Source organism: Microcoleus sp. Aus8_D2 (assembly GCF_036702665.1).
Lineage (GTDB): Bacteria > Cyanobacteriota > Cyanobacteriia > Cyanobacteriales > Microcoleaceae > Microcoleus.
On the sequence record NZ_JAUBUN010000019.1, the window covers coordinates 62,442 to 78,739 of the forward strand.

Annotated in this window: 13 protein-coding genes; 10 read left to right on the forward strand and 3 right to left on the reverse strand. The window is 44.7% G+C overall.

Going from position 1 to position 16,298, the window contains the following annotated elements:
* Positions 1–264 precede the first annotated feature (264 nt).
* Positions 265–1,098, reverse strand: coding sequence for a helix-turn-helix transcriptional regulator (locus QUB64_RS16800; RefSeq protein WP_333269764.1), 834 nt, complete (start codon positions 1,096–1,098; stop codon positions 265–267).
* Positions 1,099–1,568: 470 nt separating this feature from the next.
* Positions 1,569–2,432 (reverse strand): hypothetical protein, encoded by an 864-nt coding sequence (locus QUB64_RS16805; RefSeq protein WP_333269767.1) that lies wholly within the window; start codon positions 2,430–2,432, stop codon positions 1,569–1,571.
* A gap of 290 nt (positions 2,433–2,722) precedes the next feature.
* Here QUB64_RS16805 and QUB64_RS16810 point away from each other — a divergent pair, with 290 nt between their 5' ends.
* The 10 genes from QUB64_RS16810 (at position 2,723) to QUB64_RS16855 (ending at position 14,582) form a co-directional block, all read left to right on the forward strand.
* Positions 2,723–3,595, forward strand: a complete 873-nt coding sequence (locus tag QUB64_RS16810; protein WP_333269771.1) for a 5'-methylthioadenosine/S-adenosylhomocysteine nucleosidase family protein — start codon at positions 2,723–2,725, stop codon at positions 3,593–3,595.
* Between the two features lie 7 nt (positions 3,596–3,602).
* Positions 3,603–4,931, forward strand: coding sequence for an NB-ARC domain-containing protein (locus QUB64_RS16815; protein WP_333269774.1), 1,329 nt, complete (start codon positions 3,603–3,605; stop codon positions 4,929–4,931).
* A complete protein-coding gene (locus QUB64_RS16820; protein ID WP_333269777.1) occupies positions 4,918–5,925 on the forward strand; it encodes a tetratricopeptide repeat protein in 1,008 nt (335 codons plus the stop codon). Before QUB64_RS16815 ends, QUB64_RS16820 begins: the two co-directional genes overlap by 14 nt.
* A gap of 12 nt (positions 5,926–5,937) precedes the next feature.
* Complete coding sequence (locus QUB64_RS16825) at positions 5,938–7,566, forward strand: tetratricopeptide repeat protein (RefSeq protein WP_333269779.1); 1,629 nt, start codon at positions 5,938–5,940, stop codon at positions 7,564–7,566.
* A gap of 9 nt (positions 7,567–7,575) precedes the next feature.
* Positions 7,576–9,588, forward strand: coding sequence for a tetratricopeptide repeat protein (locus tag QUB64_RS16830; RefSeq protein ID WP_333269783.1), 2,013 nt, complete (start codon positions 7,576–7,578; stop codon positions 9,586–9,588).
* Positions 9,589–9,736: 148 nt separating this feature from the next.
* Complete coding sequence (locus tag QUB64_RS16835; RefSeq protein WP_333269786.1) at positions 9,737–10,084, forward strand: hypothetical protein; 348 nt, start codon at positions 9,737–9,739, stop codon at positions 10,082–10,084.
* A 94-nt stretch (positions 10,085–10,178) separates the two neighbouring features.
* Positions 10,179–10,727, forward strand: a complete 549-nt coding sequence (locus QUB64_RS16840; protein WP_333269789.1) for a hypothetical protein — start codon at positions 10,179–10,181, stop codon at positions 10,725–10,727.
* A 484-nt stretch (positions 10,728–11,211) separates the two neighbouring features.
* Positions 11,212–12,534 (forward strand): 3-isopropylmalate dehydratase large subunit, encoded by a 1,323-nt coding sequence (locus QUB64_RS16845; protein ID WP_333269792.1) that lies wholly within the window; start codon positions 11,212–11,214, stop codon positions 12,532–12,534.
* A gap of 732 nt (positions 12,535–13,266) precedes the next feature.
* Entirely contained in the window at positions 13,267–13,965 is a 699-nt protein-coding gene (aqpZ, locus tag QUB64_RS16850) for an aquaporin Z (RefSeq protein WP_333269795.1), read from the forward strand.
* 128 nt (positions 13,966–14,093) lie between these two features.
* Positions 14,094–14,582, forward strand: coding sequence for a gluconokinase (locus QUB64_RS16855; protein WP_333269799.1), 489 nt, complete (start codon positions 14,094–14,096; stop codon positions 14,580–14,582).
* A 225-nt stretch (positions 14,583–14,807) separates the two neighbouring features.
* On the opposite strand, the gene QUB64_RS16860 is transcribed toward QUB64_RS16855, so the two are convergent.
* Complete coding sequence (locus tag QUB64_RS16860; protein ID WP_333269801.1) at positions 14,808–15,788, reverse strand: carbohydrate kinase family protein; 981 nt, start codon at positions 15,786–15,788, stop codon at positions 14,808–14,810.
* Positions 15,789–16,298 lie beyond the last annotated feature (510 nt).

The window sequence follows — 16,298 nt, forward strand, 5'->3', positions numbered from 1 at the left end:
ATACCTCAGCTTTCACAGCAACTAATTGGAAGCTGTTTGCTTTGTGTATGCTCTAATTCTCTTCAACCTAAACTTGGGCAACAATACGACGATCCGCGTATAGGATTGTGAAGAAATTGCAACAAATTACCAGAAAGAATTGGTTTAAAGCCGGAACCCTTGTAGGGAGAAATTAAAATCAGACTATTCATTCCTCCAATCCTCGGACTGACCGGGAGAGGTCGCCCTCAAGCGGTCAACTGTCAACTGTCAAGCGGTCAACTGTCAACTGTCAACTGAATCGGGCAGCAGCCCTAACTTTTCCAGAGCAACCATCACAGCAGCCGTTCGGGTTTGTACGCCGAGTTTGCAGTGAAGGTGCTCCAAATGTTTTCGCACTGTTCCTTCAGTGCAACCGATAACTTTAGCAATCTGAGCATTGCTTTTATCTTGGGAAACCCAGAAAAGAACCTCTGCTTCGCGTTTGGTGAGTCCTAGCAATTCCAGACCAGAAATAGAAAATCTTTGCAGTTCTTTTTCCTCCAACAGCAAGAGATATTGCTCGCCGATGGGTTCGGGAATCAGACGGATGCTTAACTGTTTTCCTGCTTGCTGAACGTGCAACGGTAAACAGCGAGATGGAACATTGTCGTTGAATTTAAGTCGGGAAATCTGTTGCTTGAACCAATGTTGTAATCGTTCTGGTAATGAGTGCGGGGCGCGGGATGAAAAATACTGGCTCAACAGTTGTTCGGCGCGTTGAGCGATGAAGTGTACCTGTCCGTCTACAGCCAAAACGATCGCACCCAAGCGATCGAACATTTGCTGGAATTGTGTGAGTATTTGGTAAATTTTGCTGAATCCTGGGTTATTTTCCTCTGCCTGAATCTGGTGGAGCATCCTCGCGCTCAGGACACAACCATCCTTCGCGATCGCATTCTTGGACACCATCGGTGCTAAAGTATCTGGAGCTGAGGCGGTGCGATCGCCTGTGACTTCGATAATATAATGTGTGTCGCTATGTTCGCAATTTTGAGCTTCAGCTTTTGCTGGGAATTTATCAAGATTTTGAGATGTCAAAATAACTTCGTGCTGGCGACTCTGTTTCTGTGAATTCACTGGAAAATCTCCATTTGCGTAAACGGTGAGAATGGCGAAACTAGATAGCCGTAACCTGTGGCGACCTCGCTCATTTCACTATCATTAATTTATACAGCGGTAGAAATGCACTCTGAGATTTTTTTGACTGTGAACGATTTAAGTTTCTTTTTTCATTAGTAACAGTTGCTAGCTGTGAGTTACCAGTCGCACGTTCGAGTGACTTGCACTTTTTTTTTGGTTGTGTTAGCTGCATTCTAGATTTATGTCGAGACTAACGCTCGATATAAAAAAGCAAAGTCGGGCGGGTTTTGCCTCGAACTTCTCGCTTCTATCGTAGATTATTAGGCGGCACCCGCCCCTAAAAGATACTATGGTTTTTTGGCAACGATCTACTTAACTCAAGAAAATGCGATGCTTTTTGCAATTTATATTATTTTAAAATAGAATGATAAAAACCCGATCGCGATCGCCAATCGGGCTGAGTGCAACTATTTGTTCAATGAGAACGAGATCCTTTTCAGCTTGAAAGCAAATAAAGCCAGTCCTGCACCTGCAACAGCGGTGGCAGCAATATTGCTGGGTTCTGGCACTGCTTCGGCAATACTGAGGGCATTAATTCCCAAGGCGCGTGAAGCGAAGCTATCCCGAAGGGAATCGCCCTCAGAACTGCTATAGACGAGCCGCGAAATGTTGGCAACATCGCTGCGAACGCCGAAAAACTGAGCCGAATTATCGAGTGCTAATGAGGATGTTCCTTGTCTTGAGAAGCTTCCTAATAAATTATTAGCGCTGTCAAATGCCGCGATCGATGCCGTGAATAACAGCGTATCATCTACCGCTAGTTGCGTCCCTGCTGCGGCTACAGGGCGATCGAACGTAATTGTCAGCGGGCCTGGGTTTCCTAGTGCTGGCGGCGGGCCTGGCCTTAAACCGGTCAACAAAATGAAATCGCCGTTAGCAAAGTTGGTAGGAATACCGGGCGAAGGTAAAGTTTGAAAAACTAAAGGCGGTGTAATTCCTGGGGTTGTAGCTTGGGGAATATTGACGCTGATTCCGAGTCCTGCTTCGGAGGTTGCCCAGAAGGAGTTGGGCAATACTTTGAACGGCGGCTGGACTGGCCCTAAACTCGACCAATCAAGGCGATCGCTCGCTCCCAATGCAGCGCGATCGCTCACAAATGTAATATTAGCAGCTCGAACGGGCGGTGCTAACAGGATGAGCAGAGCGCCGATCGCAGTTCCCGCAGCGGATGTTTTGGGCGATCGCATTTTTTTTTCGGTAGGTACAAATTCCGGCGGGCGATCGCTTGGTAATAGATGCACTTTGAAATGTTGAAAATTTTTGCAAATCATAGTAATTTTTCCTGGCGACCTGTACGCAAAATATTACAAAGTTTTGGTACGACCAAAACTGAATATTTAAATTAGGTCGATGTCCAATATACTTGACCTTCTAATAATTCACTCGATTCTTTTAACAACACATAACATTACGCATACTTTCGTAAGGAGAAAGTCGTTGCGATCGAGCCAAAATCCCAAATCCCAAATCGAAATGACGTTTTTAATCCCCAAATACCAAAAAACTTGTCATAATAGATAAAAGCTTCTCTATATAGACTCCTATGCCCTGTGCTGTTATCTTGACTGCTCTCTCAGTTGAGTACCTCGCCGTTTGTGCCCATCTGTCCAGTCTTGAAGAAGAGATTCATCCGCAGGGGACGATTTATGAGCGAGGGAAGTTCGACTCGTCTAAAGGTGCGTGGGATGTGGGTATCGTCGAAATAGGAGCCGGCAATCCCGGTGCAGCAAGGGAGGCCGAAAGAGCGATCGCCCATTTCAAACCTGATGTTATTCTCTTTGTCGGAGTAGCTGGGGGAATTAAAGGTGTAGCCCTCGGTGATGTTGTCGCATCTACTAAAGTCTATGGGTATGAGTCGGGTAAAGCTGAACAGACATTTAAGCCTAGACCGGAAATCGGCTTGTCAGCTTATAGTCTAGAGCAACGAGCCAGAGCCGAAGCCAGGAAAAGTGACTGGTTGAAAAGATTATCTGTTCTTCCTGAGCCAAACCCGCGCGTCTTGGTTGCGCCAATAGCGGCCGGTGAGAAAGTGATTGCCTCTACGAAATCGGAGGTTTTTCAATTTTTGCGATCGAACTATGGGGATGCAGTTGCTGTTGAAATGGAAGGATTTGGTTTCCTGGATGCAGCCCGTGCTAATCAGCAAGTGTCTGCGATGGTGATTCGGGGAATTTCTGATTTGATTAACAACAAGGCTAAGGTGGATCGGGCGGGTTATCAAGAAATAGCTGCCCGTCACGCTAGTGCCTTTGCCTTCGAGATGTTGGCGAAACTGGAACCGAAGCATGAGGTAGCACCAGAAGTTTCTACTTCAAAGCCTGCAAAGGGGATGACTCAGATGAATTCTGACAACTCTAAGGGATGGCAAACGATCGTTCGGGGTGGAACTGCTTACGTTGGCGAGATTCACATTCACAATAGCGATGGTAAGTAATTAGCCGATGAGTAACCTGATTGAGCAACTGAAAAAGCTGATCGCTGAGAACCTGCAATCAGATCCCACTGCTACAGTTGAAGCACTCGTAGAGCGTCTGAAGACTGACGATCGCATCATCCAAATTAACTCAGGGGATTCTCTTGCATTTCAAACGTTGGTAGAAGAAGGTGGTACCGCCAACCTTGGTATTCATCTGCATGATTTTGATGAAGACAAATTAAAGAAAGTTCTGGACGCTTTCTGGAAGTCTCTTCAACCTGCGGAAATTCCTAATAACGTTCCCCGCAGTGGTGTTGCCAAGTTTATTGGGCGGGAACCGGAACTGGAGCAACTGCACAAGCAGTTGCAAGAAGGCAATCTGGTTTCCATCTCTGCTGTAGAAGGGATGGGCGGTGTGGGAAAAACCGAGTTAGCAATTCAGTACGCGCGCGAGTACACATCTTTCTATCCAGGAGGAATTTGCTGGCTATTTGCTAGAGAATTCAACATTGCCACCCAAGTGATCGGGTTTGCCCAATCACAACTGAACCTGAAAATTCCAGAAGGATTAGAACTTGCTGACCAACTTGCCTTCTGCTGGCGCAACTGGCGGGAAGGGGAAACGTTGCTGATATTGGATGATGTAGTCAATTACGGTCGCGATGTGAAACCCTACTTGCCACCTCATGCATCAACTCGGTTCAAAGTTGTAATGACAACGCGGCTCAAATTTGGCCCGCCCATCCAATCACTTTCTCTGGATGTATTGTCTCCAGAACAGTCCTTGGAATTGCTAACCGTTTTGATCGGAGAAGAACGGGTGCAGGAAGAGTTAGAGATTGCCAAAACATTATGCAAGTGGTTGGAGTATCTGCCGTTGGGAATCGAGTTGGTTGGGCGTTATTTACTCAAACGCACTGATTTATCCCTATCTACTTTGTTATTTCGGCTGCAAGAGAAAGCCAGAAAAAGGCAGGCAATCAAGCATGATGCACTTCAGCAAGAAGCAGAGACAACAGCCACATCTACAGCAGAGCGAGGGGCTGAGGCCGCGTTTGACTTGAGCTGGGATGAATTAAATGAAAATAGTCAGCACTTGGGCAAGTTGTTGAGTTTGTTTGCCCCTGCACCTATTCCTTGGTATTTGGCTGAGTCTGTGGAGCAAAAGTATTGTGAAAACTCCGAAGCAAGCAAAGAGTTTGATGTTGAAGAATTTGAGAAAGCCAGAACTAAACTACTAGAGCTTCATTTACTTCAACTTTCACAGAAAAAGGAGCAAATCTATCGATTGCATTCCCTAATTCGCGAATTTTTTAGGAGTAAGTTAGAAGGAGAATCTGATGTTGCCACTTAAGATAAAGCAACGAACTGAGGCAGAGCAACTAAAACACGCTTTTGCAGCCGGAATGGCAGAACTGACAATGCCAATTCCTCAATCACTTACTCGTGACTTAATTGCAGAAATTATGCCGACAATACCTCACTTAAAAGAGGTTGCAAACAATCTAACACTTTATCTTAAAGATGATTATGTAATGACCCATTTCCAGGGTATAGGTAGATTATATGAAGCTCAAGGGTTCTATATTGAAGCTGAAGACTGGTATAATCAGTGCCTAACTATAAGCCAAAAGCGCTTTGGTCTTAAGCACCTTCATGTGGCAAACAGTCTTTATAATCTTGCGTATCTTTATTATATTAACGGGAGATACAATCAAGCTGAGCATTTTCAATTACAAGCGCTAGAAATGAGGAAAGAAATTTTGGGGTGTATCGATCTTGATGTAGCTGATAGCCTAAATGATTTGGCCTTAATTTACAGAATCAACGAACGATATAAAGAAGCTGAATCTTTATTAATAAATGCTTTAAAAATTTATCTAAATTTACTAGGAAATAAACATCGACATATAGGCACAACCTTAAACAACTTAGCTCTTATTTACTATTATAAAAAATTATACAAAAGAGCGGAAATACTCTGGAAAAAATCTCTCAAAATCAGAAAAAGATTATTAGGTAATAACCATTTAGATGTGGGTGAAACATTACACAATTTGGGGGTGCTATACAGAGTTCAAAAACGGTATGAAGAATCTAAATATTTTTTGCAAGAAGCTTTACAAATTAGACAAAATATGCGATTTGACGATCATCCAGATATAGCTCAGAGTTTAAATAGTTTGGCAAATCTCTATAGAGAGCAAGGCTGCTACAGCCAAGCTAAACCTTTGTATCAAAAAGCCATAGATATTTATGAGCAACGACTGGGGGTAGAGCATCCTAAAACTGTAAAAGTCAGAGAAAATTTTAAGATTTTATACACTGGTATTTTGAATAAAAAATAGAGGATATAATTGGTGAAAGTCAAGCAAAACACCGAAACTGAACAACTAAAGCAAGCATTTTGTCAAACACTGGTAGCATACGCCCAACGCATTCCCCAATCTCCTATTCGCGAAGAAATTGTAGCATTTTCGCCAATAGTGCCTCACGTTGCAGAGACAGTCACAACTTTTATAGAATGGATTTGCGATGAAGATTTATTCTATCCATTTATCAGTTTAGGTCGATTTTACGAAGGGCAGGGCAGTTACCGGGAAGCAGAATTTTGGCTAGAAAGTTGTTTGGAAGCTACGCAAAGACGCTTCGGAAACGAACATCACCAAGTTGCCACTAGCCTCAACAATCTAGCATTGCTTTATCGTACCCAAGGACGCTATGAGGAAGCAGAATCTCAATGTTGCCAATCTTTAAATATACTAGAACGTTTGTTTGGCGAAAATCATAAAGATATTGCGACTGGCTTTAATGTTTTGGCGGAAATTTACTCATACCAAGGACGTTATGAGGAGGCAGAACAATTTGGTCAACGTTCTCTGGAGATGCGACAACGCCTCCTGGGGCAGAATGATTCAGCTATCTGGACTAGCTTAAATAATTTGGCAGCACTACACTACGCTCAAGGTCAATACGAGCAAGCTGAAAACTACTACTTGCAAGCCCTAGAAATTATTCAACAAGCGGAGGGCGATCGCAATTCCAGCATAGCTGATATCCTCAGCAATTTGGGCAGCCTCTATCAAGCACAAGGACGCTATGAGGAAGCAGAAACTTTTATGGGAACTACCCTACAGATACGTGTGGAATTACTTGGGAACGACCATCACGATGTTGCCATCAGCCTCAACAATTTGGCTGGGCTGTACTATTGCCAAGGACGGTACAAAGAAGCCGAACCTTTGTGGCAGCGATCGCTCGAAATCAAAGAACATTTACTAGGCAGCAACCATGCTGAAGTTGCCCTAGCTCTAAGTAATTTAGCCAGTCTATATGATTCTCAGGAGCGTTACGACGAAGCAGAACGTGACTATCAAAGAGCTTTAGAGATTAGAGAACAAGTTCTAGGCGAAACGCACCCAGCAACGGCAACCAGTCTGAATAATTTAGCAGCACTTTACTGCAATCTAGAACGTTACGAACAAGCAGAACAACTCTGGCAGCGAGCGCTCGAAATTAGGAAACGCACTCAAACCACTGAAAATCCTGACTTTGCCACGATTTTAAACAATTTAGCCTATCTTTATAATCGTCAAAAACAGCACAAAAAGGCAGAAAATTATTATCTCCAAGCTCTAGAACTTCAGGAGCGATTGCTGGGAGTTGACCATCCTGATGTAGCTCTCATTCTTCATAATCTATCGTATCTATACCGTTATCAGCAACGTTATGAGGAGGCAACAAAAATATGCGAGCGTTCGCTTCATATCCGCCAACAAAAACTAGAAGCTTACCATCCAGATATAGCTCTGAGCCTTGAAAACTTAGCGACACTTTACTATCACTTAAAGCGCTACGTAGAAATTGAAGATTTATTGGTGCAAGCATTGGAAATTCGCCAGTATAGATTGGGTGAAAATCACCCCGATACAATTGCGAATCGTGAAACTTTAGCGATGCTGCGACAGAAAATTAAAAATTTAGTGTGAGGATATCCCATGCCACTGGTTGAAATCAAACAAAGAACGGAAGTGGAGCTACTCAAGCGAGCTTTCTCCTCAGCAATTGTCGTGGAAGCTAAAAAGCTTCCTCAGCCTTTAAGTCGCGAAAAAATTATAGAATTTTCTCCCGTGATTCCTCACATCACAGAAGTAGCCATTTTGTTTCAAGACTGGTTGAATGATGATGATTTTATATACCCCTTCATGAGTTTGGGAAGATTTTATGAGTTTCAAGGAGAATATGCTGCTTCAGCTAGGTGGAATGAACAATGTCTTTTCATTGTGCGCGCTCGTCTAGGTGAAAGCCACATCGAAACTGCTTCCAGTTTGAATAATCTCGCAACAACTTATCAATCTCAAGGTCGGTTGAGTGATGCAGAGCTACTGTATCGACAGGCGTTAGAATTGTATAGAAAACTTTTGGGAGAAGAACATTTTTATGTTGCGACTTGCCTGAATAATTTAGCGGTTTTAAATCAAATCCAAGGAGATTTAAACGAATCTGAAAACCTCTTATGGCAAGCACATTACTTGTATAAAAACTTGTTTGGTGACCAACATCCGAAAGTTGGTACAATACTCAATAATCTCGCTGAAATTTATCAAACTCAAGGTAAATATCCTGAAGCTGAACAACTGTATTTGCAATCTCTGACCTTGAGTATTCAAGCATTTGGAGAAGTAGATCTGACAGTAGCAGCGATCGCAGACAATCTAGCAGTCCTTTGGCGATCGCAGGGACGTTATGCTGATGCAGAACCCCTCTTCCAGCAAGCTCTTGCCATCAGACAGCATCTCCTGGGCGCAGAACACCCCAGCATCGCCACTAATCTTAATAATCTGGCAAACCTGTACAAATTGCAGAGTCGCTACTCGGAAGCAGAAATGCTTTATCAGCAGGCACTCAGACAGCAGCAGCGATTTCTTGGAGACAGACATATGGATATTGCGATCGCTCAAAACAATCTGGCAGAGCTTTATGCAGCTCAAGGGCGTTACAGTGAAGCAGAACCGCTCTACCAGCAAGCCTTGCAAATTCAGCAGCAAACCCTCGGACAAAACCATATTGATGTGGCCACCAGCCTAAATAATTTAGCCAATCTTTACGACTCCCAAGGACGCTACAGCGAAGCCGAACCGCTGCACATTCAATCACTCCACATTCGTCAGCAATGTCTAGGAGAACAGCATCCTGATGTCGCTGTTAGTCTAAATAACCTTGCCGAATTTTACCGGGTGCAGGGACGCTACAGCGAAGCCGAAACCCACTATCACCAAGCACTCAAACTATTCAAACAAACATTGGGTGATAGCCATCCCCTGATTGCCCTCAGTCTCAGCAACCTGGCTGGTCTTCATTATTCTCAAGGACGCTACGGAGAAGCTGAGCCTTTGTATGTCGAGGCGCTCACCCTGCGCCAGCAATCCTTGGGAGAGCATCACTTGGATGTCGCCTCTAGTCTGAATAACCTGGCGTCGGCGTACTGGGTGCAGGGAAAAGCGGTTCAAGCGGAACCCCTCTATCGGCAAGCCCTTGCCATTTACCAACACGGCTTGAGTGCCGATCATCCAACCGTTGCGATCGCCCTGAGCAACTTAGCAAATGTTCACTATGCCCAAAAGCGCTACGCAGAAGCCGAACCCTTGTATGTTCAAGCATTGGATATCTTTAGACGATCGCTCGGCGACAACCATATCCAAGTCGCACTGAGCCTCAACAATCTGGCAGGACTGTATTACACCCAAGCTCGCTACAGCGAAGCTGAACCGCTCTACAAAGACGCTCTAAAGCTGCGAAGGCAGATTTTGGGCGATCGTCATCCTGATGTGGTGGTCAGCCTAAATAATTTAGGACTGCTCTACAAAACTCAAGGGAGAACTGATGAAGCTGAATCGCTTTATCTGCAAGCTTTAGAGATTGCAGAACAATACCTTGAAACAGATCATCCTAACGCTGTCATGGTTCGCAAGAATTTAGGTAAACTGCGATCGCGCCCAAAGCCCGCTTAGAAGTCTCCGGGATTCGTCAAGGTTCTAACAGCCAAATCGAAGCCAGAGTTAACATAAAATTAGAACAAATTCGCCCTTCAGATGACGTAGCTCCCGGCTATGTGTCTGTAGTTGAGTTCGGCACTCCCAAAGCACGGATCGTCAAAAAATGCAGACAGTAGAAGCCCTTCACCGCGAAGCAATGGAATTGGTCGATCGAGCCGTTCTCGCCCGTCAGTGTGGCGATCGCGACCAAATGACTGCACTCACCATAGCCGCCTTTGCCAAAGAACGCGCCGCAGCGGATTTAGTCGCCAGCGAATGGGATTTTGAACCAACTCGTTCTGTACTCCATCGCAGCGCCGCCGTACTGGCCATTGAGTGCGCTCAACTTCGGGAAGCGGAACGCCTGATCGGACGTGCCCTCGCCGGCAACCCTCCCGCCGATATTGCTGATGAACTGCGTGACTTGCTGATACAAGAAATTTACTCCCAGCGCCAAGCGATTGGAGCTTAATCTATCTTAAGTAATTAAAAAAAAGACATGACTTGCCAGTCATTAACCGACTGGCGATCGCCCACAATAATAGTAATAGCAATCCGAGGACAAAATGACTGAAGACCCCATCCTAAAAGTCTGGCTGCTAGAATACGACAAACTCAAAGCCGAGCAAACCCAGCGGATTGGCTTCCGAGACAACCTCCTCTACGTCACTTTGGGTTTGTTCGGTACAGTCGTGTCCTTTGCTGTTTCCAACTCCGCCAACTACTACGCTTTTCTACTCCTCCCCTGGGCTTCCTTGATTCTCGGCTGGACGTACCTAGTCAACGATGAAAAGATCAGTGCGATCGGGCGATATATTCGGCTCACGTTAGTTGAAAAGGTCAAAGACAAGACCGGACACGCAGATGTAGAATCTCTATTTGGCTGGGAAATTGCCCACCGGAGCGATCAAAGGCGATCGCGCCGCAAGATCGAGCAACTGATTGTTGATGAAATTACCTTTGTCGTGTCAGGAATCATTGCCCTGACTTCCTTCTGGTTCTTAGTACCTGGTGCGGCTTTAGCCATCCATATTTTGGGTGGAATTGAGCTAATCCTGCTCCTAATCTTGGGTTGGGAAATTATCGTCTACGCCGACTTGGCAAAGGGGCGATAAATCTATCGATTGGCGAGGGCTGAAAATCAATAAAATTGCTACAATTAGTGTTTATTTGTCAATAAATAATTGAGTAAAATTTCCACTTTAATTAAAATTAAATCATACATTTTTGGAGGTTAATTTTGGTTAAATTTAAAAATTTTTGATGGTAAATATTGTTAATATTTCTCTAATTTGTTCTCTGGCAATCTAACGAATGACTGGAAAATTTGGTGCCGAAAATAGTTGAAAATGACCCAATACGCTTGGGTTAAGACTATCCTAAAGGCAAAACGATGTGAAAAATAGACTCTGCGATTGCTTCGTTCCTCGCAATGACAACTTCTAACCCAAGCGTATTGGAATATGACCCTCGTGGGTTTCAGTATTCAGTTGAAACTAACGATCCGAGAGATTTCCCGACCTCAATATCCTCGGTAACAGGGAATGTTTCGCTTACAATACAATGATGTAGCATCTCACCAAAAAGAGCGATCGAACTATGGGAATGACCCTGACCGAAAAAATATTAGCCAAAGCATCAGGCCGCACTAAAGTCGAGCCCGGAGAAAATATTTGGGTAGAAACAGACGTGTTGATGACCCACGATGTCTGCGGGCCGGGCACCATCGGCGTTTTCAAGCGGGAATTCGGCGAGAATGCTAAAGTGTGGAATCCCGACAGCATCGTCTTAATTCCCGATCACTATATTTTCACCAACGACGAACGCGCTAACCGGAATGTCGATATCCTCCGCGATTTTGCCAAGGAACAAGGCATAAAATACTTTTACGACATCACGGATCGATCGAACTTCAAAGCAAATCCCGACTATAAAGGAGTTTGCCACATCGCCCTAGCCCAAGAAGGCCACACGCGGCCGGGCGAAGTGCTTTTCGGCACAGATTCCCACACCTGCAATGCCGGCGCTTTCGGACAATTTGCGACTGGTATCGGCAATACGGACGCCGCTTTTATCATGGGAACCGGCAAACTGTTAATCAAAGTTCCCGCAACCATGCGCTTTGTCCTCAACGGCGAACTGCCGGATTATTTGTTAGCAAAAGACTTAATTTTGCAGATTATTGGTGATATTAGCGTTGCCGGTGCTAACTACCGGACGATGGAATTTGCGGGCGATACAGTCGAACGTTTGACGATGGAAGAACGGATGACGCTGTGCAATATGGTGATTGAAGCTGGCGGCAAAAATGGCACGGTGGCTGCGGACAAGACTACCTTTGATTACGTTACTCCTCGCACTAATGTGCCGTTTGAGGCATTTTATACTGATGCGGATGCTACATTTTATAGCGATCGCACCTACGATGTCAGCAAATTAGAACCAGTCGTGGCAAAACCGCACTCTCCCGACAACCGGGACTTGGCGCGCAACTGTAGCGATGTCAAGATCGATCGAGTTTACATCGGTTCCTGCACCGGCGGCAAAACCTCCGACTTTTTGAGTGCCGCCCGCATTCTCAAGGGGAATCAAGTCAAAGTTCCGACATATTTAGTACCGGCAACTCAGAAAGTTTACGAAGATTTGTTTGTCACTAAATACGACGGTCAAACTCTGTCGGAAATCTTCTTAGCAGCAGGCTGCATCGAACCCGCAGCGCCTTCTTGCGCCGCTTGTTTGGGCGGGCCGAAAGATACTTTTGGGCGGATGAATGAACCGGAGATTTGCGTGTCTACAACTAACCGCAATTTCCCCGGCCGGATGGGGAACAAAGAAGCGCAAGTTTATCTCGCTTCGCCTTACACGGCGGCGGCTTCGGCGCTGACGGGACACGTCACCGATCCCCGCGAATTCCTGCGTTAGAAAGTAGTTGGTGTCTGGTGTGCCGCACAACCTTGAAAGGCTTTTGCGGCATACCTTAGGAGATGAAAGTAAGCCGGTTAGCGCGGATGTTTTAGCTGTAAGTGCGATCGGCTTGCACAACAACAATCAGTAAAATCGCGATCGTAAAGTTAGGCAAGAACCCAAGTTAATTATTCTGAATTGAACAACTACTAGAGCGCACAATTTATACAAAAAATTAGCTAAGTATTGACAATTAAATCCCACAATTATATAAAAAATTAGTCAAATTTTACAACCCACATTCCGCACCCTAAGGTGTCACACAGTATAATTACTCATAAAAATCTATTTTTCAAGCGAGCAATTATGCCTTTCCTAAAATTTGTATCCGTTAACATACGGTATAACAGTATAATTTATAGCTTAATCTCTCCATAAAAGTAAGTAAAAACCGATTGTGACAGTTGAGGGTGCGGAATGTGGGTTACAATCGATAGACACATTTTATACGTGATATAGCTAAGTGTTGACAGTTTTTGCGTAAAATAGTAAGCTCAAAGCTGATTTATTGATTTCCAATTCCGCAATTTCGGTTGAGTCAATACACGTTCTAAAAATTTGAGTTACAGATAGTTAGAGATTTCCCTTAGTATGGTATCCCTGGCGGGAAAAATGTAGCTCCTATTTTGAGAATTTCAGATTTAGTCATGGTGCTTAATTGACCTATCTAAAACTTTAGAGAGTGTGAGCATGAACAAAAAAATAAAAATTGGAGTTGCTGAAGCTTTAGGCACTTTTGTGCTGGTATTAGGTGGATGCGGCAGTGCAGTTTTAGCTGGAGACAAAATCGGCTTTTTGGGAGTCTCGATCGCCTTTGGCTTGTCCCTCTTAGTCATGGCTTATACGATCGGGCCTATCTCTGGATGCCACATCAATCCAGCGGTAAGCATCGGTTTAGTAGTTGCCAAACTGATCGATGCTGTTTTGCTTCCTTATTATATAGGAGGTCAAATTTTAGGAGGAATTTTAGGCGGTCTTGTTTTGTATCTAATAGCATCAGGAAAACCAGGTTTTGATGCGGCGGCTTCTGGATTTGCGTCTAACGGTTTTGGAGAACATTCTCCCACAGGTTACGGACTTTTGGCAGCAGCTTTGACTGAAATTGTACTGACGGCTTTTCTATTATTTACCATCATGGGTACTACCCATCCCAAATATCCTGTCGGTTTGGGCGGAATTCCGATCGGCTTGATGCTGGTGTTGATTCACTTAGTCGGAATTCCCGTAACCAATACTTCAGTCAACCCGGCTAGAAGTATCGGTGTGGCACTCTTTCAAGGAACATGGGCAATCCAACAGTTGTGGGCGTTTATTGTATTCCCCGTGATTGGTGGAATTATCGGCGTTTTGGCTTATAATTTCATTAGACCGACTATGGAAGAAATTTGATCGATAATTAGAAATAGACTGGGTTTCTTGAAGTTTTGATGGGTGCATGATTTATCATAAAACTTAAGAAACTCGGTTTGTCGATCGCACAACTCGATAAAATCCCAAGTATTCGGTAAATAAACGCGATGATTGCGATCGTCATGGGAGTCTCCGGTTCGGGCAAAACTACTGTTGGTAAGTTGCTAGCGGAATCTCTCAATTGGGATTTCAGCGATGCCGACGATTTTCACCCATCAGCAAACATCGAGAAAATGAGTCGGGGCATTCCTTTAGAAGATGCCGATCGCCTGCCTTGGCTGTTGCACTTGCAAGGTACAATAGACAGGTGGTTGTTGGAAAATAAAAATGTCGTGTTAGCTTGTTCTGCCCTAAAAGCATCTTACCGCGAAATGCTCTTTCGAGACAAGCAGCGAATGAAAATAGTTTATCTCAAAGGTGATTTTGAGCTATTCGCAGCTAGGCTAAAAAATCGCGAAAATCACTACATGAAAGTAGACTTGCTATCTAGTCAATTCGCTACTCTCGAAGAACCTGAAAATGCAATTATTATAGATGCTTCGCAGCAGCTAGAGCTCATGGTACGCCAAATTAAAAACGATCTGATTTGCGCTTAATTGCCCACAATCAAACAGGTTTGTAGTGAGGACTTTAGTCCTATCTTGTTTGAAGAGGACTTGCATTCCGAACGATCGAACCTATAGAGGTTTGGTGTGCTAATTTTTGTTGTACAAATACAAGAAAGCTTCTACTTCAGCCAGGTTTGTAGTGAGGACTTTAGTCCTATCTTGTTTGAAGAGGACTTGCATTCCGAACGATCGAGCCTATAGAGGTTTGGTTGGCTAATTTTTGTTGTACAAATACAAGAACGCTTCAACTTCAGTGACGGTTGGTTGTGCTGCAATTGCCCCAGGCTTCATCGCTGTCATCGCACCCACCGCGCTTGCATAGGTTACAATATTTTTGGCGATTTCGGGATTGGCTAAATTCTTAATTCCATACTTGCACAACTGCCGCACAAAACCAGCGACAAACCCGTCACCGGCACCTGTTGTATCCTCAACATCTACTGCAAAAGCGGGGATTTTTCCTTCATTTTCCGACATACAATAGGAGCAACCTTTATCGCCCGCCGTCACCAAAACGCCTTCTACGGAATCGAGACGGTAGGTAATAGCTCCAGCGTCGCTAGTTCCAAACAACCATTCGGCTTCTTCGTCAGATAACTTGAGAAAATCTACTTTTTTTAAGAGTTGTACGATGCGCGCTTTTGCTTCGTCTGGATTTGGCCAAAACACCGGACGCCAATTGATGTCAACTATAATTTTAACGTCGTAACGTTCTGCTAGTTCGATCGCTCTGGCGATCGCCTCTCGACTTTCAGGATAAGCTAATTCTAAAGTGCCGATCACTAAAAACTCCGCATTTTCAAACAGCGCCTCGGGTATTTGGGCCGCCTGGAAGCGGGTGTCGGCAAAATCCGCAGTATCCATTTTACCAAAACCGGCAAAAGATCGATCGCCCGCTTCATTTCGCAAGACATAAACTTGTCGCGTCGGCGCACTCGGATGGCGTTGAACTCCAGCGATATCAACCCCTGATTCTTGCAATACCTGCACCAGAGAATCCCCCAATTCATCCCCACCTACAGCACCGATAAATCCCACCGCCGTCCCCAATTTAGCTAAAGCACAGGCAACATTAGCAGGAGCACCGCCAGCATATGCCGTCCAAGATTCTACCTCTTCTAGAGATACTCCTGGTTTGTCTGCTAAACAATCAAATAAAATTTCACCCAGACACAGAACGCGAGGATAAGTCATATTGATTTTAGATTTTAGATTTTAGATCTAAGAGCAGCAGTAAATAAGGCAATAATTATTTTTAACCCATCCCAGAAAAATTGCCAGCTATTTTTTAAGGGCTGTTCCTATAATATCAGACTTACTGATACTGACACTTACACCATCAACGTACAAGTGCAGCGCAGGCCGATCGGCAGTAGTTTTACGTGCCAACATCTGCGGGTTTTTGGGGCAGATGTCAGATGCACCCAGGTAAAGCCAGCATCCGCCACCCCACGCGCCAGCAGTGCAGGTACTTGCGGTGTCGGTGCTGAGTTTGCAAGCAGCGATTCTGCAACTTAAGTTGGCGCTCCCCAAGGAGTGTCAACTTAAGTTCAAACGCATCCACAGACTGCTGCTTAACTATTAAATTTAGATCACCCTGGCGCCCCCCGAATCGTTGCGGGGAACCGGAATCTTCTCTTTCGTCCCCGCAACGATTCGGGGGAGTAGGGGGTATGCGAGGGGGATCTAGGCTCGGCATATAAA

Coding starts and splice junctions, on each gene's coding strand:
- QUB64_RS16855 (WP_333269799.1), top strand. CDS start 14,094: ATGATTGCGATCGTCATGGGAGTCTCCGGTTCGGGCAAAACTACTGTT.
- QUB64_RS16835 (WP_333269786.1), top strand. CDS start 9,737: ATGCAGACAGTAGAAGCCCTTCACCGCGAAGCAATGGAATTGGTCGAT.
- QUB64_RS16815 (WP_333269774.1), top strand. CDS start 3,603: ATGAGTAACCTGATTGAGCAACTGAAAAAGCTGATCGCTGAGAACCTG.
- QUB64_RS16805 (WP_333269767.1), bottom strand. CDS start 2,432: ATGATTTGCAAAAATTTTCAACATTTCAAAGTGCATCTATTACCAAGC.
- QUB64_RS16830 (WP_333269783.1), top strand. CDS start 7,576: ATGCCACTGGTTGAAATCAAACAAAGAACGGAAGTGGAGCTACTCAAG.
- QUB64_RS16845 (WP_333269792.1), top strand. CDS start 11,212: ATGGGAATGACCCTGACCGAAAAAATATTAGCCAAAGCATCAGGCCGC.
- QUB64_RS16840 (WP_333269789.1), top strand. CDS start 10,179: ATGACTGAAGACCCCATCCTAAAAGTCTGGCTGCTAGAATACGACAAA.
- aqpZ (WP_333269795.1), top strand. CDS start 13,267: ATGAACAAAAAAATAAAAATTGGAGTTGCTGAAGCTTTAGGCACTTTT.
- QUB64_RS16860 (WP_333269801.1), bottom strand. CDS start 15,788: ATGACTTATCCTCGCGTTCTGTGTCTGGGTGAAATTTTATTTGATTGT.
- QUB64_RS16820 (WP_333269777.1), top strand. CDS start 4,918: ATGTTGCCACTTAAGATAAAGCAACGAACTGAGGCAGAGCAACTAAAA.